25 protein-coding genes and 3 tRNA genes are annotated in these 26,652 nt (G+C 64.4%); 19 read left to right on the plus strand and 9 right to left on the minus strand.

Features of this window, described 5'->3' with window-relative positions; genetic code table 11:
• Positions 1 to 65: 65 nt before the first annotated feature.
• Positions 66 to 1,064, plus strand: a complete 999-nt coding sequence (gene ccsB, locus CXY72_RS03655) for a c-type cytochrome biogenesis protein CcsB (protein WP_104126376.1) — start codon at positions 66 to 68, stop codon at positions 1,062 to 1,064.
• A 14-nt stretch (positions 1,065 to 1,078) separates the two neighbouring features.
• Here the strand turns inward: ccsB and CXY72_RS03660 are convergent, their stop codons facing one another.
• The 3 genes from CXY72_RS03660 to CXY72_RS03670 all read right to left on the minus strand — a co-directional run bounded on the left by CXY72_RS03660 (position 1,079) and on the right by CXY72_RS03670 (position 3,586).
• Positions 1,079 to 2,062, minus strand: a complete 984-nt coding sequence (locus CXY72_RS03660; RefSeq protein ID WP_104126350.1) for an o-succinylbenzoate synthase — start codon at positions 2,060 to 2,062, stop codon at positions 1,079 to 1,081.
• 165 nt (positions 2,063 to 2,227) lie between these two features.
• The gene (locus CXY72_RS03665) at positions 2,228 to 2,563 is read right to left on the minus strand and encodes an ATP-dependent DNA ligase (protein ID WP_104126351.1); all 336 of its coding nucleotides are present in this window, start codon (positions 2,561 to 2,563) and stop codon (positions 2,228 to 2,230) included.
• Positions 2,564 to 2,602: 39 nt separating this feature from the next.
• Positions 2,603 to 3,586, minus strand: coding sequence for an RNA polymerase sigma factor RpoD/SigA (locus tag CXY72_RS03670; protein ID WP_158252456.1), 984 nt, complete (start codon positions 3,584 to 3,586; stop codon positions 2,603 to 2,605).
• A gap of 276 nt (positions 3,587 to 3,862) precedes the next feature.
• Here CXY72_RS03670 and CXY72_RS03675 point away from each other — a divergent pair, with 276 nt between their 5' ends.
• Both CXY72_RS03675 and CXY72_RS03680 read left to right on the plus strand, forming a co-directional pair.
• Entirely contained in the window at positions 3,863 to 5,062 is a 1,200-nt protein-coding gene (locus CXY72_RS03675; protein ID WP_370446201.1) for an AMP-binding protein, read from the plus strand.
• Positions 5,059 to 6,051 (plus strand): 1,4-dihydroxy-2-naphthoate polyprenyltransferase, encoded by a 993-nt coding sequence (locus CXY72_RS03680; protein ID WP_370446202.1) that lies wholly within the window; start codon positions 5,059 to 5,061, stop codon positions 6,049 to 6,051. The genes CXY72_RS03675 and CXY72_RS03680 overlap by 4 nt, the downstream gene beginning before the upstream one ends.
• Here CXY72_RS03680 and CXY72_RS03685 read toward each other — a convergent pair.
• Positions 6,025 to 6,324, minus strand: coding sequence for a DUF4229 domain-containing protein (locus CXY72_RS03685; protein WP_104126353.1), 300 nt, complete (start codon positions 6,322 to 6,324; stop codon positions 6,025 to 6,027). The two genes, CXY72_RS03680 and CXY72_RS03685, sit on opposite strands and share 27 nt — an antisense overlap.
• Before the next feature lie 72 nt (positions 6,325 to 6,396).
• Between CXY72_RS03685 and CXY72_RS03690 the strand changes: the two genes are divergently transcribed.
• Together CXY72_RS03690 and menD are read left to right on the plus strand one after the other, a co-directional pair.
• The gene (locus tag CXY72_RS03690) at positions 6,397 to 6,873 is read left to right on the plus strand and encodes a PLD nuclease N-terminal domain-containing protein (protein WP_104126354.1); all 477 of its coding nucleotides are present in this window, start codon (positions 6,397 to 6,399) and stop codon (positions 6,871 to 6,873) included.
• Positions 6,866 to 8,569 (plus strand): 2-succinyl-5-enolpyruvyl-6-hydroxy-3-cyclohexene-1-carboxylic-acid synthase, encoded by a 1,704-nt coding sequence (gene menD / locus CXY72_RS03695; protein ID WP_104126379.1) that lies wholly within the window; start codon positions 6,866 to 6,868, stop codon positions 8,567 to 8,569. The genes CXY72_RS03690 and menD overlap by 8 nt, the downstream gene beginning before the upstream one ends.
• A 9-nt stretch (positions 8,570 to 8,578) precedes the next feature.
• Here the strand turns inward: menD and CXY72_RS03700 are convergent, their stop codons facing one another.
• Positions 8,579 to 9,775, minus strand: coding sequence for an isochorismate synthase (locus tag CXY72_RS03700; protein ID WP_104126380.1), 1,197 nt, complete (start codon positions 9,773 to 9,775; stop codon positions 8,579 to 8,581).
• Between the two features lie 114 nt (positions 9,776 to 9,889).
• Between CXY72_RS03700 and ubiE the strand changes: the two genes are divergently transcribed.
• From ubiE to CXY72_RS03715, 3 genes are read left to right on the plus strand one after another with little or no spacing between them, the layout of a single operon-like run.
• The gene (gene ubiE, locus CXY72_RS03705) at positions 9,890 to 10,591 is read left to right on the plus strand and encodes a bifunctional demethylmenaquinone methyltransferase/2-methoxy-6-polyprenyl-1,4-benzoquinol methylase UbiE (RefSeq protein WP_104126355.1); all 702 of its coding nucleotides are present in this window, start codon (positions 9,890 to 9,892) and stop codon (positions 10,589 to 10,591) included.
• Between the two features lie 22 nt (positions 10,592 to 10,613).
• Positions 10,614 to 11,684, plus strand: a complete 1,071-nt coding sequence (locus CXY72_RS03710) for a polyprenyl synthetase family protein (RefSeq protein ID WP_104126356.1) — start codon at positions 10,614 to 10,616, stop codon at positions 11,682 to 11,684.
• A 60-nt stretch (positions 11,685 to 11,744) separates the two neighbouring features.
• Entirely contained in the window at positions 11,745 to 13,127 is a 1,383-nt protein-coding gene (locus tag CXY72_RS03715) for an FAD-dependent oxidoreductase (RefSeq protein ID WP_104126357.1), read from the plus strand.
• A gap of 130 nt (positions 13,128 to 13,257) precedes the next feature.
• Here the strand turns inward: CXY72_RS03715 and CXY72_RS03720 are convergent, their stop codons facing one another.
• The gene (locus tag CXY72_RS03720; RefSeq protein WP_104126358.1) at positions 13,258 to 13,746 is read right to left on the minus strand and encodes a YajQ family cyclic di-GMP-binding protein; all 489 of its coding nucleotides are present in this window, start codon (positions 13,744 to 13,746) and stop codon (positions 13,258 to 13,260) included.
• A 312-nt stretch (positions 13,747 to 14,058) separates the two neighbouring features.
• Between CXY72_RS03720 and CXY72_RS03725 the strand changes: the two genes are divergently transcribed.
• The 3 genes from CXY72_RS03725 (at position 14,059) to CXY72_RS20395 (ending at position 16,418) form a co-directional block, all read left to right on the plus strand.
• Positions 14,059 to 14,140, plus strand: a tRNA-Tyr gene (locus CXY72_RS03725).
• Positions 14,141 to 14,212: 72 nt separating this feature from the next.
• Entirely contained in the window at positions 14,213 to 15,049 is an 837-nt protein-coding gene (locus tag CXY72_RS03730; RefSeq protein ID WP_104126359.1) for an inositol monophosphatase family protein, read from the plus strand.
• Between the two features lie 181 nt (positions 15,050 to 15,230).
• Entirely contained in the window at positions 15,231 to 16,418 is a 1,188-nt protein-coding gene (locus tag CXY72_RS20395) for a M23 family metallopeptidase (protein WP_104126360.1), read from the plus strand.
• 163 nt (positions 16,419 to 16,581) lie between these two features.
• Here the strand turns inward: CXY72_RS20395 and CXY72_RS03740 are convergent, their stop codons facing one another.
• Together CXY72_RS03740 and CXY72_RS03745 are read right to left on the minus strand one after the other, a co-directional pair.
• On the minus strand, positions 16,582 to 17,406 hold the full coding sequence (locus CXY72_RS03740; RefSeq protein WP_199183948.1) for a GTP pyrophosphokinase family protein: 825 nt from the start codon (positions 17,404 to 17,406) through the stop codon (positions 16,582 to 16,584).
• On the minus strand, positions 17,403 to 19,103 hold the full coding sequence (locus CXY72_RS03745; protein ID WP_104126361.1) for an alpha-amylase family glycosyl hydrolase: 1,701 nt from the start codon (positions 19,101 to 19,103) through the stop codon (positions 17,403 to 17,405). The genes CXY72_RS03740 and CXY72_RS03745 overlap by 4 nt, the downstream gene beginning before the upstream one ends.
• Positions 19,104 to 19,229: 126 nt before the next feature.
• On the opposite strand from CXY72_RS03745, the gene CXY72_RS03750 reads away from it, so the two are divergent.
• Both CXY72_RS03750 and CXY72_RS03755 read left to right on the plus strand, forming a co-directional pair.
• A tRNA-Thr gene (locus tag CXY72_RS03750) sits at positions 19,230 to 19,301 on the plus strand.
• A 31-nt stretch (positions 19,302 to 19,332) separates the two neighbouring features.
• Positions 19,333 to 19,406, plus strand: a tRNA-Met gene (locus CXY72_RS03755).
• Positions 19,407 to 19,634: 228 nt separating this feature from the next.
• On the opposite strand, the gene CXY72_RS03760 is transcribed toward CXY72_RS03755, so the two are convergent.
• Positions 19,635 to 20,162: a site-specific integrase gene (locus CXY72_RS03760; RefSeq protein WP_158252457.1), complete on the minus strand. Its 528-nt coding sequence runs from the start codon at positions 20,160 to 20,162 to the stop codon at positions 19,635 to 19,637.
• 166 nt (positions 20,163 to 20,328) lie between these two features.
• On the opposite strand from CXY72_RS03760, the gene CXY72_RS03765 reads away from it, so the two are divergent.
• From CXY72_RS03765 to CXY72_RS03790, 6 genes are all read left to right on the plus strand, one after another.
• Complete coding sequence (locus CXY72_RS03765) at positions 20,329 to 21,999, plus strand: hypothetical protein (RefSeq protein ID WP_104126363.1); 1,671 nt, start codon at positions 20,329 to 20,331, stop codon at positions 21,997 to 21,999.
• Positions 21,996 to 23,471 (plus strand): ATP/GTP-binding protein, encoded by a 1,476-nt coding sequence (locus tag CXY72_RS03770; protein WP_104126364.1) that lies wholly within the window; start codon positions 21,996 to 21,998, stop codon positions 23,469 to 23,471. Before CXY72_RS03765 ends, CXY72_RS03770 begins: the two co-directional genes overlap by 4 nt.
• 4 nt (positions 23,472 to 23,475) lie before the next feature.
• A complete protein-coding gene (locus CXY72_RS03775; protein WP_233197633.1) occupies positions 23,476 to 24,561 on the plus strand; it encodes a hypothetical protein in 1,086 nt (361 codons plus the stop codon).
• Between the two features lie 267 nt (positions 24,562 to 24,828).
• Positions 24,829 to 25,071 (plus strand): glutaredoxin family protein, encoded by a 243-nt coding sequence (locus CXY72_RS03780; RefSeq protein WP_104126365.1) that lies wholly within the window; start codon positions 24,829 to 24,831, stop codon positions 25,069 to 25,071.
• A 416-nt stretch (positions 25,072 to 25,487) separates the two neighbouring features.
• Positions 25,488 to 26,096, plus strand: a complete 609-nt coding sequence (locus CXY72_RS03785) for a hypothetical protein (protein WP_104126366.1) — start codon at positions 25,488 to 25,490, stop codon at positions 26,094 to 26,096.
• A gap of 216 nt (positions 26,097 to 26,312) precedes the next feature.
• Positions 26,313 to 26,651, plus strand: coding sequence for a hypothetical protein (locus CXY72_RS03790; RefSeq protein WP_104126367.1), 339 nt, complete (start codon positions 26,313 to 26,315; stop codon positions 26,649 to 26,651).
• Position 26,652: the final 1 nt, after the last annotated feature.

Genomic DNA, 26,652 nt, shown 5'->3' on the forward strand with positions numbered 1-26,652 from the left:
GCACCGTGAATCTGACTGACTCCGCACTGCTCAACTCGTACTCGCTCTACGCGCTGTATTCGGCAATGGCCATCTACGCCTTCGCTTTCATTGCTTTCGCAGTCGACCTCGCGCGTCGTTCGAGCGCTGTGGGGGCGATTGAAGCCGCTGACCTGGTCGAAACGGATGCTGCCTCCTCGGCCGGGTTTGCCGCGTCCGCCGGCAGTACCGTCACCCTGAAGCGACCCGTGCTGTCGCGCATCAGCGCCCGCATGGACGACGACGCGGCGCTCCCGTACGGCCGCTCGTCGAGCCTGCGCGTGGGAGTTGCACTCACCGTACTGGGCTGGGCGTTGCACCTCGCGGCTACCATCATGCGCGGCTTCGCAGCCGACCGGGTGCCGTGGGCGAACATGTACGAGTTCGCACTGACGGGCACGCTGCTCATCATGACGGTGTTCCTGGTCGTGCTGATCCGCGCCGACCTGCGTTTTCTCGGCACCTTCGTCACCGGTCTCGTGCTGGTACTGCTCGGCGTGGCGGCCCTGCAGTTCTATGTGGAGGTTGCTCCACTGCCGCCGGCACTGCAGTCGGCCTGGCTGGTCATCCACGTCTTCGTCGCGTCGTTGGCCACCGGCATGTTCGCGCTGGGCTTCGCGCTGTCGACCGTGCAACTGCTGCAGTTCCGGCGCGAGAACAGAACACTCGAGGCCGCCGCACCGCGTTCGGCCCTAGCACCCGGTCAGCGCCTGCGCTTTCTGGCCACCTTGCCGTCGTCGGCGACACTGGAAAACCTGGCCTACCGCATCAACATCATCGGCTTCATTCTGTGGACCTTCACCCTCATGGCGGGTTCGATCTGGGCCGAACAGGCCTGGGGACGTTACTGGGGCTGGGACACCAAAGAGGTGTGGACCTTCATCATCTGGGTCATCTATGCCGGTTACATCCACGCCCGCGCAACCCGTGGCTGGCGCGGGTCGCGTTCGGCCTGGCTGGCGATCATCGGTTTTTCCGCGGTCATGTTCAACTTCGGCATCGTCAACGTGTTCTTCAAGGGCCTGCACGCTTACTCGGGCCTGTAGCCCTCCGTGTGCCGCTACTCAGCGGCCACCAGCGCATGCGAGCGCGCGAGGCGCGCGAGCCACCAGTCGCGACGCTCAGGACTAGCAGCATGCTGGTCGAGGAGAGCAGCGTCTGGCACGACTCGGCGCACCGGGATGGCCCCCGCGACCGGGAGCAGCGGATTGTCCGTGACATCCTCGGCGAGCAGTGAGGCGGTGCCGAGACCACAGTCGAAGTACAGTCCAGGAACAGATGCCGCGAGGTGTGCGCCCATCGAGAGCCCGATCGACGTATCGAGGGCGCTGGAGACCACGACAGGCAGCCCGGTCTGACCGATGATCGATAGTGCGGCGCGAATGCCCCCAAGTGGCTGCGCCTTGATGACGAGAATGTCGGCGGCGCCGGCCCGCGCCACGGCGAGCGGGTCGCCGCTCTTGCGCACGCTCTCGTCGGCGGCGATCGGTACGCTCAGGTAGGTGGTGCGCTGGCGAATCTCGGCCAGTTCAGGCACGCTCATGCACGGCTGTTCGACGTATTCCAGGTCGAAAGCGCTCAGTGCGTGAATGGCGTGTTCGGCTTCGTCCACGTTCCACAGGCCGTTCGCATCGATGCGGATACGACCCTCCGGACCGAGTACGCGACGCACCTCGGCCACCCGGGCGACATCATCGGCCAGGGTTTGATCCGGGCTGGCGACCTTGACTTTCGCCGTGCGACAACCGGGAAAACGTGCAAGCACTTCGGCGACCTTGTCCGCTGGCACGGCCGGTACAGTGGCGTTGACTGGAATGCTCGTGCGCAGCGCGTGCGGCGTGCTCTGCCAACCGAAATCGATCCCGGCGCGCAACCAGTTGGCGGCCTCCGCATCATCGTATTCCACGAACGGGGAGAACTCAGTCCAGCCCTCAGGGCCTTCCAGCAGCAGTGCTTCCCGAATGTCCAGCCCGCGAAACCGGTCGAACAATTTTAGGGAGACGACGTGCGCGGAACCGAGTAACTCATCCAGTGAGGGCATCATGAAACCAGTGTGTCAGTCTCCGACTGGGTAGACGGCCAGAGACTCCTGCATCCCACCCACACAGCTCGCCGCCATTGATCTTGATCTCGATCTCGATCTGGATCGATTCGATGGAACGGTCGCTAGGCGAACATGATTTCACGTCGTAAACGGTGTCGATGCGGCTTATGGCTCGTCCTTCAAAACGCTCGGCTGCACTGCCGGGGAGCTGGTTTCGGGAACGATGTGCAGCCCACCGGAGGAATTTGCCGTCGCCATGAGTGCTTCGATCCACTCGCGGTTGAGCGTGGGTGCACGGCTGCCGAAATACTTATAGGCGATGGGGATTCCGGGGTGGAGCCAAATCGTGATGCGTCCGTCGCTGGCCTGCGGCTCATCGCGCCAGGTGAAGTAGAACGATTCCCCCCGACGCAGCTTGGCACCGATCACGACCTGAATATGGGCGAGCACGCGATCGTCGAAGTCTGCGGTAAGGGTCGAGTCGTAGGTTAATTTTCCCATGTCGCGCTCCTGCTGGCGTGCAATCGATACGGTCGGCGTTTAGTCCCGTAGATAATGCTCCAACCGTGGCACGTGCAGCAGGGCGAGGGCACGCTTCTCAATCTGGCGCACTCGTTCCCGGGTGACGCCCTCAGTGTGGGCGATCTGGTCCAGGGTGCGCGGTTCGTTACCGTCGAGGCCGAACCTGGCTCGCAAAATGGAACGTTCCCGTGGTGGCAGCGTGTCGAGAAAATAGCGGATGTCTGCCGCTCGCAGCGTCAGCGTGGCGTGTTCGTCGGGTTGGGGGAGGTCGTCATCAATAATCAGTTCCGCCATATCGCCAGCGCCATCACCGACCGGAGTGTGCAGAGAGATCGGCTCGTTGTCGTACTGCAAGAGGCGCAGCACATCGCGCACGGGAAGCTGGGCGGCTTCGCCGATTTCACGTGCCGTGGGGTCACGGTCGAGCACGCTGGTCAAATCGCGACGGATCCGCTTGATTTTATTGAGCTTCTCGGCGGTGTGTACCGGAATGCGGATCATGCGGGATTTATCGGCCATGCCGCGGTGGATTGCCTGGCGAATCCACCACGTGGCGTAGGTGGAGAATTTGTAGCCGGTCATGAAGTCGTACTTTTCGACGGCACGAACGAGCCCCATGTTGCCGTCTTGCACGAGGTCCATAATGGGCACTCCGCGGCCGGAATAGTGCTTGGCGATGCTCACGACCAAACGCAGGTTGGCCTCGATGAACTGATTCTTGGCGCGGCGCCCGTCGTGCACAAGCCAGGAGAGTTCGCGCTCGTCGGTCGAGTCACGAGTACCGGCACCGTCGCCCTGGAGCAGCCTGGCCTCGGCGAAGAGTCCGACCTCGATGCGTCGCGCCAAATCAACTTCCTGCTCGGCGTTGAGTAAGGTCCCCTTGCCGATGCGGCGCAGATAGTCGCCGAAAGCATCCGTCGATGCGGCGGCGTAGTTGCCCGGCGAGGCCGATCGGCGTGGCGACGCGGGGGTCGCTCGTGATTCCTGAGCGGTGGTAGTCATCGTTATGAGCCCCCGCATGTAGTTTTCGTACCTTGCGTGATGTTCATGGCGACCTCCCCATACTTTCCAAGTCATTAGTACACCCCCGAACGGGGTGGACGACAAGGGGTTGACTTCTTGCACATGCCACATTACCTGAGGTTTTTTCGTCTTCTCAATACCCAATCTTACGAGTTGGAAAATTCGAAAAGTCAATGCCGGCGGCGCGTAGGCTGGCACTATGGGTGAACAGGTGCGCGACGTCTCGTCCGGGCGCCCGAGCGATGCGGCAGCACCGTGGTGAGGCCGCTGCAGGCTCTCGTGCCGGAGCATCCGCCCGCCTTTCTCGCGGCGCTGAGGGATGCACTCGCGGGCAACGGACCGGCACTGATGCCGATGCCGACGGGTGGTGAAATGGTTCTTGAAGACGTGCCGATACGGGTCGCGGTTGTGATTGAAACCTCCGGGTCGACCGGCACGCCGAAACGGGTCATGCTCGCTACCAATGCACTGCTGGCCGGCGCCGCAGCCTCGGCTGTCGCCCTCGGCGGGACCGGACAATGGCTGCTCGCTCTACCCGTGCACTACATCGCCGGGGTGCAGGTGCTTGTGCGCTCGATCGCCGCCGAAACCAACCCGCTCGTGCTTCCACCGGGCCACTTCGATCCAGAGGACTTTCTTCGGCTAGCCGAGACCATGACCGAGCCGCTGCGCTTCACCGCGCTGGTTCCGGTGCAGCTGGCCCGCCTGCTCGACGCAGCGGATGACCCGGCACTGCTGGCTGTGCTGCGTCGCTTCACCGCGATTCTGGTCGGCGGGCAGGCGATCAGGCCTGATCTCCTTGCTCGGGCAGCTGAATTGAACGTGCGAGTCGTGCGCACCTACGGGTCGTCGGAGACCGCTGGCGGCTGTATCTACAATGGTGTTCCAATCGGTGATACCCTCGTGCGGGTTGTCGACGGGCAGCTCGAACTATCGGGCTCCGTGCTCGCTGAGGGCTACCTCGGCGATGAAACGCGCACCGGTGAGCGCTTTCTGGTGGAGCACGGTGTGCGCTGGTATCGCACTGGTGACCTCGGCGAAATCGACCCGATAACGGCTCGGGTCACGGTACTGGGTCGCGCCGATCACGTCATCATTTCGGGCGGCGAGAAGGTGTCACTCGATGCCGTCGAGGGCATCGTGCGGTCCTGCCCCGGTTTCGAACAGGCTGTCGTGACCGGGGCCGACGACGACGAGTGGGGGCAAGTTCCGGTCGTAGTGACCGCTGGCGACCCTGTGAACTTTTCCGACGTGGCGGCATCCGTCGTGGCGGCGCTCGGGCGTGCAGCCCGGCCTGCACGCGTCGTGTTGGTGGCGGCGATTCCGTTACTGGCTTCGGGCAAGCCCGACCGGCTCACGCTGGCCAGTACTGCGCTGCCCAGTACTGCGCTGGCAAGTAACATGGGGGCGTGGCACAAGGAGCTCGGCCGGTCAGGCCCAAACAACAACGATTGAACCCCGCAGCGAAGCTGGCTGGTCTTGATCCCGCCAGAAAGACCAGCGGCAAATCGGGCCATCCGGCCATCAAGAACGGACCACCCCGCAAGGGACCGGCCGCGGTCAAACCGGCCGCCGCCGCCGACTGGGTATCGGGCGCACGCCTGCGCACTCTGCCGCTCGCCGTTGCTCCGGTGCTGCTCGGTACCGGCGCCGCGATCGTGGCGAGCGGACCCGGCGTCTACCATCCGGTGCGCGCGCTGCTCGCACTCGCCGTGGCGCTGCTCCTGCAGATCGGCGTCAACTATGCCAATGACTATTCCGACGGCATTCGAGGCACCGACGCCTTTCGGGTTGGGCCGGCCCGGCTCACCGGCGGCGGCGTCGCCAATCCGCGCACCGTGCTGAGCGTGGCCCTGATCTTCTTTGGCCTTGCTGCCGTGGCTGGCATCACGCTCGTCATTCTGACCCAGTATTGGTGGCTACTGCTCGTTGGCGTTGTGGCCCTCGCCGCAGCGTGGTTCTATACCGGCGGCAAGAAGCCTTATGGCTACCAGGGCCTTGGTGAAGTGTTTGTGTTCGTGTTCTTCGGTCTCGTAGCCACCGCGGGCACGACCTATGTGCAGGTCGGCGACTTCACCACCGAGAGCGTTCTCGGTGGTGTGGCGATGGGGCTGATCGCCTGTGCCGTGCTCATGGTCAACAACCTGCGCGACATCGTGCCGGACAAGGCCGCCGGCAAGCGCACTCTCGCGGTGCGAATCGGAAGCACGGCATCCCGGGTCGTCTTCTGCGTTTTTCTGCTGCTGCCGTTCGTGATCGCGGGGCTTTTCAGCCTGGTCTATCCGCTCGGAATCTTCACGTTCTTCGTGCTGCTGCTGGCTCTGCCAGCCTGCCTCATCACGATCACGGCCACGTCCGCGAAAGAATTCATCCTCGCTCTCAAGCTGACGAGCCTCGCGGCGCTGGCCTACGGCCTGCTACTGGGACTTGCTTTCGCCTTCTGACTTGACGCGTTCCTGGGCACTCGTCAGCGAGTCCTCGATCTCAGAATCCGGGTTGGCGGTCTGCTTGTCGGGGTGCCGCGCCTGGTAGAGGTCGCGGGCAACACGTGCGCGGGACTTGCCCAGCAGAAGATACGACAAGCACAGGCCGACCAGCGCGGCAATCACAGCGGACGCCCAGGGCCAGAACCCCAGGGACAGGAGGATTGCCAGCGGTACGGCAAACATCAAGACGCGCAATATGGAGTAGTACAACCAGGGGGGCAGGAATTTCATAGATCAAGTTTAGGATGCCGCGGCTGAGTAGGCGCACATGTCTCTCACGGTCAAGCGGCCTACAATCTAGATATGCCCAAGCTCTTGATCGGACTAGGACTGGCCCTCGTCATCCTCACCGTCTACACCCTTGTGGACTGTGCCATGTTCGACCGCAAACGCATTCGCGGATTGCCGCGCTGGGTCTGGATTTTCGTCATCGTTCTCGTGCCGCTGATCGGCCCATTGCTGTGGCTGCTCGTCGGCCACGGGCGCTCCACTCCCGCAACCCGGTCCTTTCGTTCGGTGGCGCCCGATGACGACCTCGATTTTCTGCGCGGGCTGAACAGCGATGGTCCTGACGGCGCCGGACTCAAGGGCGGCAACGCGAAATCCGACACCGGCCAAAACCGTCCCTTCAACGAGAAAGACCAGCAGGAACGCATTCGCCGGATGGAGCAGGACCTCGCGGACCTCGATAAGGACGACCCAACTCCCGGGGAAACGACGAAGAAGAAAAAGAAGAACGAACCGGGTGACGGCGAGCAGCCTGGCCGGCGGGATGCCTGAAAGCCTCACGAGCAGCCCGGCGACCGATTTCAGCTTTGCGCTCCTGGACGAATTCGTTCGGCTGGGGGTTCGTGACCTGGTGCTCTGTCCCGGAGCGCGCTCGCAGGCGCTCGCCTTGGCCGCGGCGGTGCTGGAACAGGCCGGGAGCATCCGCTTGCACGTGCGCACCGATGAACGCAGCGCCGGCTTTCTCAGCGTGGGACTCGCCCTCGAGACCGGCCTGCCGGCCCTCGTCGTGGTGACATCGGGCACGGCGGTCGCCAACCTGCACCCGGCCGTGCTCGAGGCGCACCATGCCGGGGTGCCCATGATTTTACTGACGGCCGACCGCCCGGCCGAGTTGCGCGGTATCCGCTCGAACCAGACCACCGTACAGTCAGGCCTGTTCGGGGTTGCCACCCGGCTGTGCCTCGACGTTCCGGCACCGGTCGGTGAGCCCGATGAGGAGGGCGTTGCCGTGGCGCTAGCACGGCAGGCAATGGATGCTGCGACGGGTGTTTCGACCGCGGCCCCCGGCCCGGCACAACTCAACCTGGCCTTTCGTGAGCCGCTGTCGGCGACGCGGCCGGCCCGCCCTTCCCTGATGGCACGCTCTATCCTCGTAGCGCCGACTACATCAAGTGATGGGCCGGCCATGCTCCTCGCACCGGGACCGCGCACGGTCGTTGTGGCCGGCGATGGTGCCGGACCTGAGGCCGAAGAGCTGGCCCACGCCGGTGGGTGGCCGTTGCTGGCCGAGGTATCGAGCGGTGCCCGGTTCGGCCCGAACTTGATCGTGCACTACCGGGAACTGCTCGCTGCCGCCGATCTCGGCGGCCGGGTGGAACGGGTGGTCGTGTTCGGTCATCCCACCCTCAGCCGAGAGATTCCGGCGCTCATCGCCCGTGACGGTGTCGAAACCATCGTTGTCGCAACGACCGGACTCGAATGGTACAACCCGGCCCATGCTGCACGCGCTTTTACCCGTTCGATCGGCGCTGACGCTGAGTGTGTGCTGGTGGCCCGGACGCCCGCGGCACGGGAGTGGCTTGGCCGCTGGGTCATGACCAGCAGGGCTCTTGCAGAGGCCGCGGCTGATGAAGGCCGGGTACCGATCGATAAACGCGGCATAACCCGCGCTGAATTGGCAGTTTTGCGAGCGCCGCTGACGCGGACGCTGCTCGTCGACGCGGTCTGGCGTGCATCGTGGCCGCACGACCGGCTCGTGCTCGGCGCGTCCCGGCTGATCCGCGAGGCCGATAAGCGCGTCCCCGGCAAGAAGATCACCGTGCTGTCCAACCGCGGGCTGGCCGGCATCGACGGCACTATTGCCACCGCGCTCGGGGTGGCGCTGGCCAGCCAGGTCGAGCCCGAGCCGCGTTCGGTCGGCGTGACCCGGGTCTTGATGGGCGACCTCACTTTTCTTCACGATGTCGGTTCGCTGCTGCTCGCCCCGGGCGAACCAGAGCCCCGGCTGCAGGTCATCGTCGGCGTTGACGGTGGTGGTAGCATCTTCGACGGCCTGGAGGTCGCCGCGACGGCTTCGGCCACCGCGATGGAGCGGGTGCTTTACACGCCGCGCAGCGTGGATCTGAAAGCCCTTGCCGCCGCCTACGGCTGGGACTATGAGATCGCTGCCACGAGATCCGACTTGGAGCGTGCCCTCACCGGCGCCCCGACCCGCCCCAGCATCCTCGAGGTTCCCCTAGTTCGGTAGCGGTTCGAATCAACCGAAGGCTTCGACGATGGGACGGAACTTCATTTTGGTCTCGGCGAGCTCGCGGTCGGGGTCGGAGTCCAGCACGATGCCGCAGCCGGCGTACGCGGTGATGCCGCCGGCGGGTATTACCTGCGCGCAGCGCAGCGCAATCGCCCACTCGCCGTCGCCGTCGGCGCCCACCCAGCCGACCGGTCCGGCGTAGCGGCCACGGTCGAACGGTTCAAGCTCGCGAATCAGGGCCAGAGCAGCGTCGGTCGGGGTTCCGGCGACCGCAGCAGTGGGGTGCAACGCCGCGATCAAATCGAGAGACGTCGACCCGTCGCTCAATGTGCCTTCCAGATCGGTCGCGAGGTGCCAGAGATTGGGGAGTTTCACCGTGAACGGAATCTCGCTCGTGGCGAGCGCTGAGGTGTGCGGACGAAGTGACTTGAGCACGCTCTGTACGGCAAATTCGTGCTCGTCACCGTCTTTCGAGGAGGTCGCCAGGGCGAGGGCGGCCTCGCGGTCTTCCTCAGCATCCGCTCCCCGGGAGATCGTGCCGGCCAACACGCGGGCGTTGACCGAACCGTGGTCGGCGCGAATAAGAGTTTCGGGGCTCGACCCGATGAGGCCGTCGACGGCGTAGGTCCAGCAGTCCGGGTAACCGAGCGCAAGTTTGGTGATGGCGCGGCGCAGGTCGGACTCGGCCGGCACCCGCCCGACCAGGTCGCGAGCAAGCACGACCTTATTGATCCGTTGACTGTGAATTTGCGACACGCCCGCGCTGACGGCTATGCGAAAATCTTCGGGGGGCAGCGTGCCGGGCAGCAGGGCGATGCGGTACTCGTCGCCGAGCGGATGCAGCGTCAGCGGGTTCTCGGGCGCGCTCTGCCCGGTCTCCCAGATGCGCGTGACCCAGCAGTGGCCGTCTTCGCGGCCGACGATGATCTCGGGAACGATGAGCACGCTGGTCTCGGCCGACGTCTCATCGAAGGCGAAAGCACCGAAGGCGAGCAGCCCGCTGCCGGCGCGGGCGAGCGGATCTGTCACGGTGGCCAAGGCGACGACTTGTTTCCAGGCGGCCGCGGCATCCGTCATGCGGGTCGGGCCGGAAAACTCCAGTCGCAGCGCGCAGCCGATGCCGGCCAGACCCTGGTTGCGACGCATCCAGAGTAGGGGCGTCCGGCGATCGAGGAGCAGGATCAGTTGGCGGATATCGGCCATCGGGGAGGTTTCGACCGTCAAGGCCCGCACATTCACTTCTGTAGCCTACGCCCGCGTGCGTGTGCCCCGGCAACCGTGCAGTTTCGGCGGGCCTATGCAACCTAGAATGATGGGGTGAATAGAGCAGACCTGAACAAACGGCCCGCGCAGGTGGCTGCCATGTTCGACGAGGTCGCCGCCCACTATGACCGCACAAACACGCTGCTGTCGGTCGGCAACGCGTCGCTCTGGCGCATCGCGACCACCAAGGCAGTCAACCCGCAACCGGGCGAACGAATTCTCGACATCGCGGCCGGCACGGGCACCTCGAGCGCGGCTCTCGCCCACAACGGAGCCCAGGTCGTCGCCGCCGACTTCTCGGCCGGGATGATCGAGGTTGGTCGGGCTCGCCACGCCCACAATGAGCACATCGACTTCGTGCAGGCTGACGCGACCGCCCTTCCCTTCCAGGACAACGAGTTCGACGCTGTCACCATCTCGTTTGGACTGCGCAACGTGGTCGAGCCGAAGAAAGCTCTGGCCGAGTTTTACCGCGTGACCAAGCCCGGCGGACGCGTCGTCATCTGCGAGTTCTCGACTCCACCATTGACGCTGATTCGCCAGAGCTACTTTGCCTATCTCAACCACGTCATGCCGCGCGTCGTGCGCCTCGCGTCCTCCAACGCCGAAGCCTACGACTACCTCGGCGAGTCCATCGCGGCCTGGCCGACCCAGCGGGTGCTCAGCGGATGGCTGCGCTCAGCCGGATACTCCGCCGTCGCCTACCGCAACCTCACCCTCGGCATCGTGGCCCTGCACCGCGGAACCAAGCCCTGACCAACTCGATAGGCTGACTTACGTGAAATCCAGAGTCCCCGTGATTCGACGCACCGCGTCGGTGACCAGCCAGGCGGGCCTCGGCGAACGTATTTTCTCGACTTCCGCCGACCGCGGCTTAGCGGCTAATATCGACGCCGGCATCGAAAAAGTCGAAGCGGCGCTCATCGATGAGCTCGTTTACGCCAACGAAATCGCCACCGTTACCAGCCGTTACCTGCTCAATGCCGGTGGAAAACGCGTGCGTCCCATGCTCGCGCTGCTCACCGCGCACCTGGGCGAGGGCGTTGTGCCCGACGTTGTCACCGCAGCCACAGCCATCGAACTGACCCATCTGGCCTCGCTCTATCACGACGACGTCATGGACGACGCGGACAAGCGTCGGGGCGTGCCGAGCGCGCAGACCGTATGGGGCAACTCCATTGCCATTCTCACGGGTGATCTACTGTTCGCCCGTGCCAGCCAGCTGATGGCCCGGCTCGGTGAACGCGCCATCAAACTGCAGGCGACCACGTTCGAGCGCCTCGTGCTCGGTCAGTTTCAAGAGACGGTGGGCCCACGCGTCGGTGAAGACCCGGTCGCGCACTATATTCAGGTGCTCGCAGGAAAGACCGGTTCGCTCATCGCCGCGGCTGCCCAGGGCGGTGTAGTGTTCTCCAACGCGCCGGCCGAGTACGAGCAGCCGGTCGTGGACTTCGGGGAGAAGATCGGCGTTGCCTTTCAACTCATCGACGATGTGCTCGATTTATCACCGCAGCCGCAGGAGACGGGCAAAGTGCCGGGAACGGACTTGCGGGCCGGTGTGGTCACGCTTCCGGTGCTTCGATTGCGCGAACGTGCCGCGAGCGATGGGGCATCCGCTGATCTGCTGGAGCGGCTGGAACGTGACGTGATGACGGCCGGTGCTGAACAGGGCGCGGACGCAGACGCGGCAATCACCGCGCTGCGCGAGCACGCCGTCACGGCCGAAACCCTGGCCGAGGCACACGGCTGGGCCCGCGACGCCGTCGCCGCCCTCGCTCCGCTGCCGAACGGCTCGGTCAAGAAAGCCCTCACCCGATTCGCCGAGTCCATCGTCGAGCGCTCTAGCTAGATCCAGTCGAGAGCGGGCGAGGGCTTGGGCCCGGCCGGCCCGCGCAGTAAGGAATCTTCAGTGACCAAATTGAGACTGGCCATCATCGGCGCAGGACCGGCGGGCATCTATGCCGCGGATATTCTGCTCAAAGCCGAGCGCAACTTTGAGGTCTCGATCGATTTGTTCGACCACCTGCCGGCGCCGTATGGCCTCGTGCGTTACGGCGTCGCCCCCGACCACCCCCGCATCAAGGGCATCATCACCGCTCTGCGGGGCGTGCTCGACAGTGGTGATATTCGTGTGTTCGGCAACGTGCGGTTCGGAGTGGAGGTCACCCTCGACGACCTCAAGAAGCACTACAACGCGGTCATCTTCGCGACCGGCGCCGTGCAGGATGCCGACCTCAATATTCCAGGCGCGTCCTTGATCGGTTCCTACGGCGCCGCCGACTTCGTGAGCTGGTTTGACGGCCATCCCGACGTACCGCGCACCTGGCCGCTTGACGCACGAGAGATCGCCGTGATCGGCAACGGCAACGTGGCCCTCGACGTGTCGCGCATGCTCAGCAAGCACGCCGACGACCTGCTTCCGACGGAGATCCCCCAAAACGTGTACGAGGGGTTGAAAGGGTCACCGGTGACCGACGTGCACGTGTTTGGGCGGCGTGGGCCGACATCCGTTAAATTCACGCCGCTGGAACTGCGGGAGGTGGGCGAGCTGAATGATGTGGACATGATCGTCTATGACGAGGACTTCGACTACGACGAGGCCGCTCAGTCCGCCGTCGCGAGCAACAAGCAGGTCTTCGTGATCGATAAGACGCTGAACCAGTGGCGCGCCCGCGAGACCGGCACCGCCAGCCGCCGGCTGCACATGCACTTCTTCGCCAAGCCGGTCGAGTTGGTCGACGACGGCGCAGGCCGGGTCGGTGCGTTCCGCTGGGAACGCACCATAACGGATGGCGCCGGCGGCGTCGTCGGCACCGGCGAAATTCGCGAGATCCCGGTGCAGGCCGTCTACCGAGCCGTCGGCTACTTTGGGTCGGAATTGCCGGGCGTGCCGTTTGACAAGAAGCGCGGCATCATTCCTAACCGCGAGGGCCAGGTGCTCCGCCGTGACCCGTCGGCCGGTACCGGCGGGCTGTTCAACCAGCAGATGTACGGCGTCTACGCGACCGGCTGGATCAAGCGCGGGCCGGTCGGTCTGATCGGCCACACCAAGAGCGACGCGATGGAAACGATTCGTCACCTGATCAATGACCTCGGGAACTGGTGGCGCCCCGAGTCGCCGTCGGAAAAAAGCATCGTGGACTTGCTCGATGCGCGCGGCGTGAAATACACCGGTCTGGACGGTTGGCATAACCTCGACCAGCACGAACTCGGGCTCGGTGAGGCTGTGGGCCGCACCCGTATCAAGGTTGTGGACCGCGACGAAATGGTGGCGGTGTCCCGCGCCGAGTAGCAGTCCGAGTGCGCGCCTCTGCGGACGGGGCCCGGGCCCCGTCCGCGGGCCCAGTTTATAAACTGGGCCCCGGTTCATAAGGTGGGCCTGGCAGACAGAGGACGAGCGAGTCCCCTGCCAAAAAGGTCCGCTAGCGAAAGTTGGTGAACTGCAGGGCCACGTCGAGGTCTTTACCCTTGAGCAGCGCCATCACGGCCTGCAAATCATCGCGACTCTTCGAGCTGACCCGCAGTTCGTCACCCTGAATTTGGCTCTTGACGCCCTTCGGACCCTCGTCGCGAATGATCTTGCCGATCTTCTTCGCGTTCTCCTGGTCGATGCCGGCCTTCATGCTCGTCTCAATGCGATATTCCTTGCCGGAGGCGAACGGCTCGCCAGCGTCGAGGCTGCGCAGTGAGATGCCGCGCTTGATCAGCTTGGCCTCGAACACTTCAAGGATCGCCTTGACGCGCTCCTCGGTGTTCGCCTTCATGAGCACCTTGTCACCGCTCATCGCGATCGAAGCTCCTACGTTCTTGAAGTCGTAGCGCTGCGCGACTTCTTTGTGCGCCTGGTTGAGGGCGTTGTCGACCTCCATCGGGTCGACCTTGCTGACGATGTCGAACGTTGAATCTGCCATTCCCCCATGGTATCCGACCCGCGAGAGGGCAAAAAGTGCGCGGTGAGACACCGCACGCGAACGCTTTTTGCGGTCTCGAACATCGGCAATGGGCAGGCGGCGGATACCGCGGCCATCGTGTGCTCACCGTCATCGGCGGCGACACGTCGACCAAGATGCACACCCTGCCGGCCAACCGGGGAGTGCCGACCGCCGGGTACCGGAAACGCCTCATCATGATTTCGACGCCCGTTGATTTCTCGGTGAGGCGTTTCGTCTTGTATTGTTAACCCGCGTCTCCGGTCAAGTGATTACACCTGGTCGGGAGCGCCTGGCGAGTTACCCAAGCGGCCAAAGGGATCTGACTGTAAATCAGACGGCGTAGCCTTCGTGAGTTCGAACCTCGCACTCGCCACGAGCATCACCAGAACAGGCAGGCCCTCGGGCCTGCCTGTTCTGGTTAAGGCCCTGCCTGTAGCGTGTGGGGATGACGCATCCCGCCCCGACCGAGCTACTCGACCTTGCACGCACCGTCGCCCTCACCGCAGGCGCGCTCGCCCATCGGCGTCGCACCGAGGGGGTCGAGATTGCAGCTTCGAAGTCCTCACCCGAAGACATTGTGACCGCGGCCGACCGCGAGGTCGAGTTGCTCATTCGCGACCTGCTCGCAGACGCCCGACCGAACGACGGGTTTTACGGCGAAGAATCCGAAGCATCCGCGCACACCAGCGGGCTCACCTGGGTGGTCGACCCCATCGACGGCACGGTCAACTACCTCTACGGCATTCCGTTCTACGCCGTGAGCATCGCCGTTGTGCAGGGCGATCCCGACCCGGCCAGCTGGAACACTCTCGCCGGCGCCGTTGTCAACCCCGCCCTCCACGAGGTGTTCACCGCGTCGAAGGGTTCGGGCGCCTGGCTGGGCGACCAACGCCTGCACGTGAATCACGACGTTTTGCTCTCGCTCGCCCTGGCCGGCACCGGCTTCAGCTACGAGGCGGACCGGCGGGTGTGGCAGGCGAAAGTCGTGGCTGGTCTCATCGGCCAGGTACGGGACATCCGTCGTATCGGGTCGGCCGCACTCGACCTCTGCTCGGTTGCCTGCGGGCGTCTCGACCTTTTTTTCGAACGCGGGCTGAACCCCTGGGACCACGCCGCCGGTGCCTTGATCGCGCGGGAAGCGGGCGCTCGGGTCGGCGCTGTGCAGGCGGATGCTGAGGGCCGCGACCTGATCATCGCCGCAGCTCCGGCCCTTTACGATCAGTTCTCACCGGTACTCGCCGCGCTCTTCGAAAGCTTCCCGTCGGACGAGGGACCCCGCTGAAACAATGCCCACTACCCCCTTTTGGGTGTGATTGCTCGCTTTCCTCTGGTATTCTCAGGGTTGCGCGTTACCCTTAGCTGAATCGTTATATTGATCTTTCATCATTTGGCGTTATTCAGAACGAGCACAAGATCCCGTCCGCTACGCCGAAAGCTGAACTTTGTCACGTCACACTCATCCCTTGGACACCTCCGTGTCCGGTGGCAGTGACGGCACCGTATTTTCCCCGGCCGAACCGGCAGCGCTTACCCGTCGGGAACGACGCGAGCGCGAGCGGGTAGCGTTCTCACAACTCGCATCACCGGTTACAGCACCGTTCACGGAAACGACCGATGACCTCGTGCGGCTCAGCCCCGCGGCCGATCTGATAATCGCCACCGATCTAGCCGAGCCGGACCTGGAACCGGTTGTGTTCATCGAGACTGACCGCATTGTCGCGGCTCGCCCGGCCGCCGACGCCGAGCCCACCGACTATGAGAAGTTGTTGGCTCCCGGCGTGACCCAATCGATCCCGACGGTCATTCCCGCTGCCGGTGAACGGCCACGTCGCCATCGCATCGAGCAGAAGCCGGGGGAGACGTTTGCCCCCGCGCGCGATTTCGTTCCGGCCGGGGCGCTGCCCCGCCGCACCCCGCGTGCGCGACCGCTCGGCAGCACCATGCGCAAGCGAGCGGCCAAAGGCGCTTCGATTCTCGCCATGTCGTTCGTGGCCCTGATGGCCGTCGCCACCTCGATTCCGGCCGAAGCGTTACTGTCCTCGCAAGACGTGCAGGCATCCGTTCTTGAATCGCAGCGTGTTCCGGCAACTGACGATATGCAGAGCATGGATCTGGCCGGCGGTGACACCGTTACCGTCGTGCGTGATGGCTACAAGTCGAGCACCATCGCCGAGGTTGCTGCAGCCAGCGGTATTCGCATGGAAGACACCTTCACCAATAATCCGAACGGAACCATTCAATGGCCGTTCGCCGTTGGTGTTCATATCGGCGACCAGATCGGCTACCGCAATTGCGCCGGCTGTTCAGTGAACCACGGCGGCCAGGACTTTAACCCGGGCGTCGGCGCACCGATCCAGGCCATCGCCGACGGCGTGGTCAGCTACGCCGAAGACGGTGAAGCCAGCCTCGGCGTGCATATGATGATCGACCACATGATCAATGGCGAGCTCGTCACCAGCGTCTACGCGCACATGATCCACGGATCGATGCTTTTCGCCGAGGGTGACGTGGTCAAGGTTGGCCAAGTTATCGGCAAGACCGGCAGCACCGGGATGTCGACCGGCCCGCACCTGCACTTTGAAATTCGCGAGGGCGGAATCACCGGCACCAAGGTCGACCCGCTCGCCTGGCTCTACGCCAACACCAACTAGCCCACCTCGGGTCCGTGCTACCCCTCGGCGCGCGCACAACTCCTGCAATTTCGTGCGTCCGAACAGGGAAGGCGCGGAAAGTCGCGGGAGTTTTTCGGAATGCCCGCAAATTGCAGGAGTTATGCGCGGTGGGCGGGCAGCTCGAGGCGCCGCCGCAGCCGGTTTAGCTCGACTCGCGACGCCCGCGCATGAAGGACTCGAGCAGGCCCTTCGGCAGCGGAAACGGTGGCAGGCTGTCGAAGCTGAACAGATCGGCGTCATCGGTAACGGGTTCGAGCGCTACGACCTGGTCGTGCAGCAGTTCCATCTTCACATCGAGCCGGTTGGCGGCATCCGCTGCCTGCCGCAAGTCTTCTACCAGGGTGTCTGGCACGGCGCCGTTGTACTTGTAGTAGATCTTGTGTTCCAGGCTCGCCCAAAAATCCATCGCGATCGTGCGGATCTGAATTTCGACGGTGACTGGCTGCACACGGTCGGACATGAATACCGGGATCGCGACGATGAGGTGCAGGCTCTGGTATCCGTTGGCCTTCGGTTCCCGGATATAGTCCTTGACTTGGAGCACCGTCACGTCGCGCTGTCCGGCGAGCATGTCGCGAACGCGATAGGTATCGGAGATGAAGCTGCAGGTGATGCGGATTCCGGCGATGTCCTGGATATTGTCGCGGATCCCGGTCAGCTCGAGCGGGTGCCCCTTGCGGATGGCCTTCTTGAGAACACCCTCCGGTGACTTGAGACGGGAGCTGACGTGCTCGATCGGACTGTAGTCATGAATCGCACTGAATTCCTCCTTCAAAATATTGATTTTGGTCAGTATTTCGTCGGTCGCGAACTTGTACGACATCATGAACCGGGTCAGTTCGAGTTTCAACTCTCGCATGGCGGCGATGCTCGCAGGGGTACTGGGCGAGACGCTACCGGAGTCGGGCGAGACGACGCTACCTGAGTCGGCCGCGCCGCCGACGGGTGCATCGTCGAACGTGGTCATGGTTGAACGGTGCGCAACCAGGCAGTCGTATCGCCCGGCAGGGTGCGGCCGACGAGCTCTTCGCTCGCCAGCAGAACCTCGCCAGCGGGCAGCTGAACGGATGCCGACCCCGTATTCGCCACGACGGTCACGCCGCCGTTGCGGTACGCCGCAACCTCGGGGCCGAAGCCGTCGATCCACTCGACCGTGCCGGCGGCGAGGGAGTGCTCCCGGCGCAGTCGCAACGCGAGCTTGTACAGCTCGAGGGTTGATCCGGCCACGCCGTCTTGCTGGTCGCGAGCGAGCCCGGCCCATTCGGCCGGCTGCGGCAGCCAACTCTTCTCCCCGGTGCTGAAGCCGAACGACTCGCCGGCGGCTTCCCACGGAATCGGCACGCGGCATCCGTCTCGCCCGTAGCGTTCGCCGTTGGTGCGAAACCAGGTGGGGTCTTCGCGGGCATGGTCGGGCAGATCGACGGCCTCGGGCAAGCCGAGTTCCTCGCCCTGGTACAGGTAGCTCGAGCCGGGCAACGACAGCATCAAAGCCGATGCCGCCCGCGCGCGTCGCAGCCCCAGAACAGTGTCGGGCAGTCCAACCGTCTTGGGGCCGATGCCATGACCCTGCAGGTTATCGCCGGTGAGGGCGAGCCGGGAGGCGTGGCGTACGACGTCGTGGTTGGAGAGTACCCAGGTGCTCGGCGCCCCGACGTTGCCGAAAGCTTCAAGCGACTCGTCGATGACGCTCTTCAGCTGCGGCGCGTTCCACGGGGTCTCCAGGTAGGCGAAGTTGAAGGCCTGGTGCATCTCGTCTGGGCGCACCCACTTGGCCATCTGGCTCAGCGGATCAACCCAGGCTTCGGCCGCGAGAACACGGTCGCCGGGGTAAGCGGCGAGCACCTGGTGCCAGTCACGATAAATCTCGTGCACGCCGTCCTGCGCCCAGTAGGGGGCCGTCAGCGGCGTCTCGGCGCTGATCCCCGGTTCGAGAGCGGATGCCGGTGCCCCGCCCATGCTGCCGCCCTCGGCGGGAGGCGTGTAATCGGGGAGGCCGGGAGCCTTGATCATGCCGTGCGCTACATCCACCCGAAAGCCGTCGACGCCGCGATCGAGCCAGAAGCGCAGCACCGCACGGAACTGCTCGCGCACCCACTCACTGTCCCAGTCGAAGTCGGGCTGACTGCTGTCGAACAGGTGCAGGTACCACTGGCCGGGGGCGCCGTCCGGATCGGTCGTGCGGGTCCAGGCGCGGCCGCCGAAGACGGACTCCCAGTTGTTCGGCGGCAGTTCGCCGTTCTCGCCCTTGCCGTCGCGGAAGGTGTAGCGGCCGCGTTCCTCGCTGCCCGGGCCGGTCGCGAGGGCCGCTTGGAACCAGCCGTGGTCACTCGAGGAGTGATTGGGCACGATGTCGACGATGACACGGATTCCGAGGTCGTGGGCGGTGCGCTGCAGCACTTCGAAGTCGTCGAGGGTGCCGAACAATGGGTCGACGTCGCAGTAGTCGGAGACATCGTAACCGGCGTCGCGTTGTGGCGAGGTATAGAAAGGAGACAGCCAAATGGCATCAATGCCCAGGTCTTTGAGCTGCGGCAGTCGCGCGCTGATGCCGGCGAGGTCTCCCATGCCATCACCGTTCGCGTCGGCGAACGATCGGGGGTAGATCTGATAGATGACGGCGGTGCGCCACCATTCGGTGCCAAGGGTCAGTTCGGTGCCAGTCATCCTAAAATGCTACGGCATTGGCGCTGTATGCCTGTAGCGTGAGTAATGGTCTAGAGCGCCCTGTCGGGGTGATAAAGTTTCTAGGTTGCCAAAAACGCGGCATTGCAACTGTTCTTTGGTTGCTCTGCCCCCTTAGCTCATTGGTAGAGCACTTCCTTGGTAAGGAAGAGGTAGTGGGTCCGATTCCCACAGGGGGCTCAGGCTTGGAAGCGAACAGCCGACAAGTCGCGGCGGGGTAGCTCAGTTGGTTAGAGCACACGGCTCATAATCGTGGTGTCGCGGGTTCAATTCCCGCTCCCGCTACAAAAACCCCGGATTTCTGCGGAAGTCCGGGGTATTTTTTCACCGATTTCGGGCCAACCCCGCATAAACCCCGCAGATTGAAATCGGGTGTACTCGATATTTCATCGTTTCCAGGGCCTTCTTTTCACTCCTTTTCTCGTCCCGCCAGGGGTCCATCGAGAGGTGAGTAATAGTACGCGCAGATGTCTCGGATGCTCACTTTTTCGACCCCGCGGAAACCCCGCAGATTCACATTGTCGACAGCAGCGAGTTCATCGTTTCGGCAGCACGGATACCACCCGTGTTCTTTGCCATGTAAACGTCCTGGGTCAGGGATGGGTTCGCATGTCCGAGGTATTCCGCAATTTCTCTAGCGCTCAATCCTGACTGGTCCAGAGCGGTTGCTACTGTCTTGCGGAAGCTGTGGGTCGTGACCGTCGGGTAACCGATCCGGTCGCGAGCCATTCGCCAGTCGCGCGAAGTATTGCGAGGATCTCGAATATTGCCACGCATGGTCGGAAAGACTAGATCGTGGTCGTTCCGAATCTTGAACTTTGCTTGCCGGTCGCGGAGCAGGTCGACGAGTGACTTTGGGATCGCAATCGTACGCACGCCGGCCTTCGTCTTCGTGTGGTCCTGCAGGCGAACACCTTGACCACGTGCACGGATCACGTTGGCGTTGATTGCTACAGTGCCGGCATCCAGATCGAGTGCGGACCAACGGATGGCCAAGACTTCTCCCAGCCGGCAACCCGTGCCGGCGAGGAATATAATCACGTCCGCGGTATCGAGCTGGTTAAGGCGAGCTGATCGCGGCGGCGGGGATCGCCGCCGCGCACAAGAGCATCGAGGCCGTCGGGAAAGGCATGGACATGGTCCAGACCGCGGGAGAGCAGGCGACGGAGTCGATGGATGACACCCCGACCCTGGGAGGAGATCACACATGATGACGGACCTGCGTAACCGCACGGTTATTCGCTATTTGGGCGGGGAGAGCGGGCACCGCTCCTTCTTCGGCGGCACGCACTCTCGCGCCCGGATCATTTTCCTGGCCTGCTCGCTCGTGTTCGGGATGGTGTTCACCCCGCTGATCGGTTGGCCAGCCCTCGCAGCGGCAGCAGTCAGTTGCGGGGTGACGTTCCTCGTCACAGCGAAAACACACCGCGGATCGATCGTCGATCGCCGGCGCAAACGATCTCGCTGGAAGAAACGCACCCGGGCCGGCACGACCCAGTTTGTGCCTTACGAGGTCGGCGCGTGGGACCAGGTCCAGCAAGCCCTCGCCGACGCACACGCCGCTAAGGGCGCGGTAGCCCGGGAGACTGCCGCGGAGGCGGGCCGGGCGGTGGTGGCGATGCGGGCGAACCCGGACGGGTCGGACGGGCTCGGTTGGCTGCAATACGGCAGGGGAGAGCCCGGCATTGTCTGGCATGCCCCGGTCGGTGAGCAAAGTTACCTGTCAGTGACGTTCACTGTCAGCGGTCAGCTGCGTGGGATCGAATCGGCCAGCGTCATGGCGCGCGCCGCCCACGGCTGGGGCGCGTTCCTCGCCGCCCGCGCTGTCCCCTCCGCCCTCGTCCAAGACGTGCAGATCACCACGCGGGTGTTACCGGCCGATACCGCGTTGCAGGAATTCTGGGTGCTCAATAATCTCGACCCTGCGGCGCCGGTTGACGCGGTCGCCTCCTACGAGGAGGTGTTGCGCCTGACCGGGAACGACGCGATGGTTCAACGCCACTTCGTCACCGTGAACTGGCCCCTCACACCGTCATTTTTTGACGCCGCTGCCAAGTATGGTGACGGCCGAGACGGATGGCGGGCGTTGATGCGGCAAGAGATCGCCTCGACCAAGCGTGGTTTGACGGAGTCGAGAATCGGCCGGGTGGAGGTGTTGACGGCGCGGCAGGTGGCGGCGGTGGTGCGTCATCAGCAGAATCCGTCGCGTCCGATCGACTTCGTCGCTGACGTGCACCCGAACCGGGTCGGCGAACCCGCGGAGGAAGAGTTCTCCGCGCACATCGTCGACAGCATTGACCCGCTCACCGGGCTGCCGGTGCGGTGGTGGCATCGCACCGCCGCGATTCGTGCCGAAGCGCTCGCGACTGCTGCCGGCACGCAGCTGTGGGTGTTGGATCTGCTGATCGGGAAGGACATCCAGTTCATCCGGTCGGTCAGCTTTCACCTTCACCTGGTGCCGGCGTCGGAGGCGAAAGTCGCCGCTCGGCAAGATCTGGTCCGTGACACCGCCGAAGCGCTCTCCCGCAGGGAGGCCGGGCAGCTCGACACGGATGATACCGACGTGCACATGACGGCCGCCCGTCGTCGCCGGCAAGATCTCGTGTCCGGGTCGCAGCACCACGGTGCTCTTTGGATCGGCTTCGTGACCATCTCCGTCCGCTCCCGGGAAGAGCTGGCGCGGGCGTCGCGGCAGCTCGAGGAGACCTGCTCCACTGGCCTCGGCATTGAAAGCTTGGACTGGCTCGATTCGTATCAGGCCGCGGCATCGGGCACGACGTGGCCGATTGGCCGCGGCCTGGTCGCTTCGGCGCCGTCGTTTTCCGCCCGCGTTTACAGCCGCCTGGCCGGCAAATCCGACAAGGAAGCCCTCACATGACCACACCCGACCCCCAGAGCACACGCTCGAGACTGTGGACACTCCCGGTGCTGCGCCGCTTCGCGCCGCCCGTCGAGGGGCCTGCCGACGAGGCCAGCGACCGCGACACAGGCGGAGGTCGGGCTGGTTCAGTCGAGATTGTGCCGTGGGCGCTGCCGGGCACGCCGCTACGCACGCAAGCTGCGGCGGCTCGCCGCGGCTTCTACGCGCCTGCGCTGACCGGTGCGCCGACGACGACGCGGCAGGCCGAGATTCTGAACACCGCTCTGATCGGCCCGCCGACCGGCACCCGCGGTGTCGTCAACGGGCGGGACGTGTTGTCGCGGACGACGATCTCCCACGACCCCGTCACCGCCTACAACTCCGAGCCTCGCGAGGTGTCGAGCCCGAACGTGATCGTGATGGGCGACGTCGGCGCCGGGAAGAGCTCGCACACAAAGTGCAATTACGTTGTCCGCCCGCTTCTGCTGCAGGGGCGGCGTGGGGCGGTGTTTGACAAGAAGGATCAGAATGGGGAGGGCGAGTACTCCAACGTGGTGCGGCATTATGGCTTTGAACCAATCCGGTTCACCACCGACGGCACCGGCACCACCCTAAACCTGCTCGATCCGATGATCGCCCGCGGCACCGGCGTCAAAGGGCAAACTCGGCTGCTGAACATCGTCACCCGCATCGCCCGCGGCGATCAGCCCCTCAGCGAATGGGAGGAGGAAGCCCTCCGTGCGGCGCTGCGCCGTACCGTCGGCCAGGCCCACGGGCGGGCACCGGTGCTCGCCGACGTGCTGCCGAACCTCGGCCTCGTCGTCGACGATGATGACTACCGCACCCTGTCGGTCACCGCCCGCGACGACCTGCACAAGGCCGGCCTGTCCGTGAAGTGGACATTGAACGGGCTACTCGACGAATACGCCGGCCTACTCGACGGCGAAACATCCTCCAGAGTCGACCTCAGTGGCAAGCTGACGTCGTTTGATATTTCGCAGCTGCCCGATGACGGCCCGGCGGTGCCGGTGGTCATGGCGATCGGGAACATGTGGATGCTGGGCCGGCTGCGCAGCGAACGCGACTCCGCGACCACCGTCGTCTATGAGGAGGGCTGGCACATGATCGGCGGGCCGTCGGCGCAGCTGATCAAAGCCAACCAAAAACTCTCCCGCGGCCTGGGCATCTCGAACGTGTTCGTCATGCACAAAGGCACCGACATTCCCAAGGACTCACCCGGCATGGCGATCATCCAGGAAGCCCAAACCGTGATTGTCTACCGGCAGTCCCGCCCCGAAGACGCCCACTGGTGCCAGCAGACGTTCGGGTTCGCTCCGGAGACGGCGCGCACCATCGAAACACTGGCGGATGGGCATTACATCTTCAAGTTCGGGTCGCACCCGGAAGCGCACGTGGAGCACATCCGCTCCGAGTGGGAGCGTCAGCTGACCAACACCGACGAGGGCCTGTCCGTCGGCACCATCTTCTAACATCATGGGTTTGGTCAAACTGCTCGCCGCCAGCCTCACCGGCCTGCTCCTGACCGTCGGCGGCACCGTCGCCCTCTCCTCCGGCACCGGTACGAGCTGCGGCGTGGCCGCGGTCAGCCGGGCGGATGCCGCCGGGCACGACCCGGTCGCCGGGTATAGCGGCGACCAGCTCGCCAACGCCGCCGACATCATCAACGCCGGCGCCCAGCTCGGCCTCACCGCCCAGGCGCAAAGCCTCGGCGTGATGACGGCGATGGGGGAGTCCAGCCTGACCAACCTCGACCACGGCGACACCGCAGGCCCCGACAGCCGCGGCCTGTTCCAACAACGCGCCACCTGGGGATCCCTCGCGGAGCGAATGGACCCCGCCACCGCGGCACGGCTGTTCTTCCAACGACTAGTGGCGCTATCGGGGTGGGAGACAATGACGCCGTCGGCGGCAGCATCCGCTGTGCAGATCAATGCCGACCCGAAACACTACGCACCGTTCTTCGCACCGGCGACCGACGTCGTCACCGCACTGACCGCAAGTGCTGGCGGCGCGTGTGGTGTCGTGGGCGAGGATGCGGTCGGGCTGGCGCAGCAGCTCGTCACCGCCGCCGACAACGGGCAGCTGCGCGGCCTCGTCCCGGACCATCTGAAAGAGATCCGGTGGATCGCCAGCGGCCAGACCGTCCCGGACTGCGGGATCGACACCCGCATCCTGCAGGTGATGGTCCTGGCCGTCAACCAGTTTCATCACGTCGGTGTCAGCGACATCAACCGCAAATGCACCGGGCAGCTCCTCGGCGCCGGCACCGCGTCCTCGCACTGGATCAACGGCGGAGGCGGAGCCGTCGACTTCTACTCCCTCGGCAGCCGCAACCTCACCGGCGCTGACGGCCAGTCCCTCCGACTGATCGGACTGCTCGACCCGGTCATGCCGACGGGGGCGCGGATCGGGCAGGCAGACTGCCGGCGGGTGGCCGGCATCAACTTGGCGCTGGTGCACTTCACCCAGTTCGACGACACTTGCAATCACCTGCACCTCGATGTCGCGTTCACCGACGATCCGACGATCCGACGATCCGACGATCCGACGATCCGATGACCGTTGGCTAACGGCGCAGCCCCACCCACGTCACGGATGCCGCCCGTTCGTTCGAGGAGCATGCTAGCCCGGGCTGGCGCTGACCAACGTGCGCACGATGTGCCGACCGGTGGGACAACTGGGCTCGGCGTTCCCTCCGGTCGCTTATTTCCTCACCCACTGGCCCCACCACTCGGTCCCGCACTTAAGGTCGCTCCCTCCCGGGCACAGCGAACCTCCGCTACCGAACAGCACCACCCCGACAGTGTGAGTGAAAGGAGCCCCGCGATGAACGAAACAGTCGGCATCATCGTTTACACGAAACCGAACTGCCAGCCCTGCCGGATGACCAAACTCGCCCTCGACCAACAGGGCATCAGCTACACCGTCGTCGACCTCACCGAAACACCCGCCGCCCTCACCTACGTGCAAGACGAACTCGGCTACAGCAGCGCTCCCATCGTCGTCATCGACGACCACAACCACTGGGCCGGCTTCCGGCCCGACCTCATCGCCAAAATCGGCGACTAACCGCCCGGCCCAGGGACGAGATTCGGGGGAGCCGGGTAGCGCTTCCGGCTAGGAAACGACCAGGTGCGCGCCACGACGCGCGACCAGCGTGGTGATTACCACTCGGCGCGGGAGCTCATAAACCTCGGCGTACTCAACCCTGTGAATCGGTGGTCGTACTGCGGAGACGCCGCCTAACACCAAACGCAACCCCGGGGGAGACCCTGCGGGTCCTCGGATCGCTGCGCGGACGTCATTTATCTTTTTTCGTCTGTCTGGCCGGTCATCGTAGTTCGCTCCCGTGCCTACGTGCCCACCTGCTCGGGCGCGGTCGCAAGCTCCCTTATTTCCCCCGACCAGCCGTGCACTTCAGCACTCCCGCTCTCTATCGATTCTCTTGCCAGCCAGGCAAAAAAATCAGTTGAGCGGAGAGAATCATGCACCAGTTCCCCGTCACCACCCGTCCCGAACGCACCAGCGATGACATAGCAGCCGACCGTAAAACGGCCAACGCGTTCTTTGCCCGATATGCGAACACTGGCAGCCCCAGAACTCAGCGCGACAGAGACGCCCTCATCCGGTTCTACAGCTACGACTGGAACCTCATTTGCTGCGTCATGGAAGCCAGCGAGTGGTCCCGAATCCACGCAGGCGATACCACCGCGCATCGCACCGCACGACGAGCTAAACGTGCCACCCAAGCAGCACTCAATGACTTTCCCACTCGCGACGATTCCCGCCTACGTCCCTATGTGCACGCGGCGACTATGAAGCGCCTGCCGACCCCCGGTGTGACGCCCCGCCCGGTAGGTGAACGCCTCACGGCCCGAGGCCAAGCCGACCGCTTCTGGGCCCGGTGCCTAAACCCCACCGCCAAGTTTCGTGCCGCCGTCCTCAACGACGACCAGCCCTTCAGCCAGTGGCTACTCCTGCACCCCAGCTATGGGCCCCTGCAGGACGCTCCGGAAGGATACTCCGGGACGCTCCGACTGCCCAAGTCGCAACGATTCGTGCCCGGCTACGTTCGACCCGCGGGAATCAGCTAAGACCGTGCACTGGAAATAGCCCTCGCCGCCCTCAACAACACCAGACACTAACACCGGGCGAGGCCGCCGCCTAACGGCGGTTTCACCCCGGTGAGGGGGAACGTCCCCCTCACACTCCCCGTACAGCGCGACGTTATCCACAGATCGCTTGGACGGCCGGCGGCCGCCGGTTTCCGCGCGTTAGCGTCAAGGCCTACCCGTCAGGAAAGGATCCTCATGCGTTTTCTCAAACTTGCCGTCACCACCTACGGACACGACCGCTCCCGGCCGATCATCGGTGCCGACGATGTCTGGATCAACCTCGACCAGGTCGTCTTGATCGAGGAACAGCTCGACAGCAACACCTTCGCGGACGCGGTGCGCGAGGGAATCGCGCCGGAAGAGCACTACCCCTGTGTGGAGCTGACGACCTCGAACGGGAGCACACACCTGGTGTCGCTCGGCGTGTACCCAGACCAGGCCAGCGGCTTCACCACCCTCGCCCGTTTCATTCCCCTGCTCCTCGGCGGCAACGATGATGACGCCCAGCTCGCAGAGATCCTGAGGGATTCCTGAC

Source organism: Cryobacterium sp. Y57 (genome assembly GCF_002929505.1).
GTDB lineage: Bacteria > Actinomycetota > Actinomycetes > Actinomycetales > Microbacteriaceae > Cryobacterium.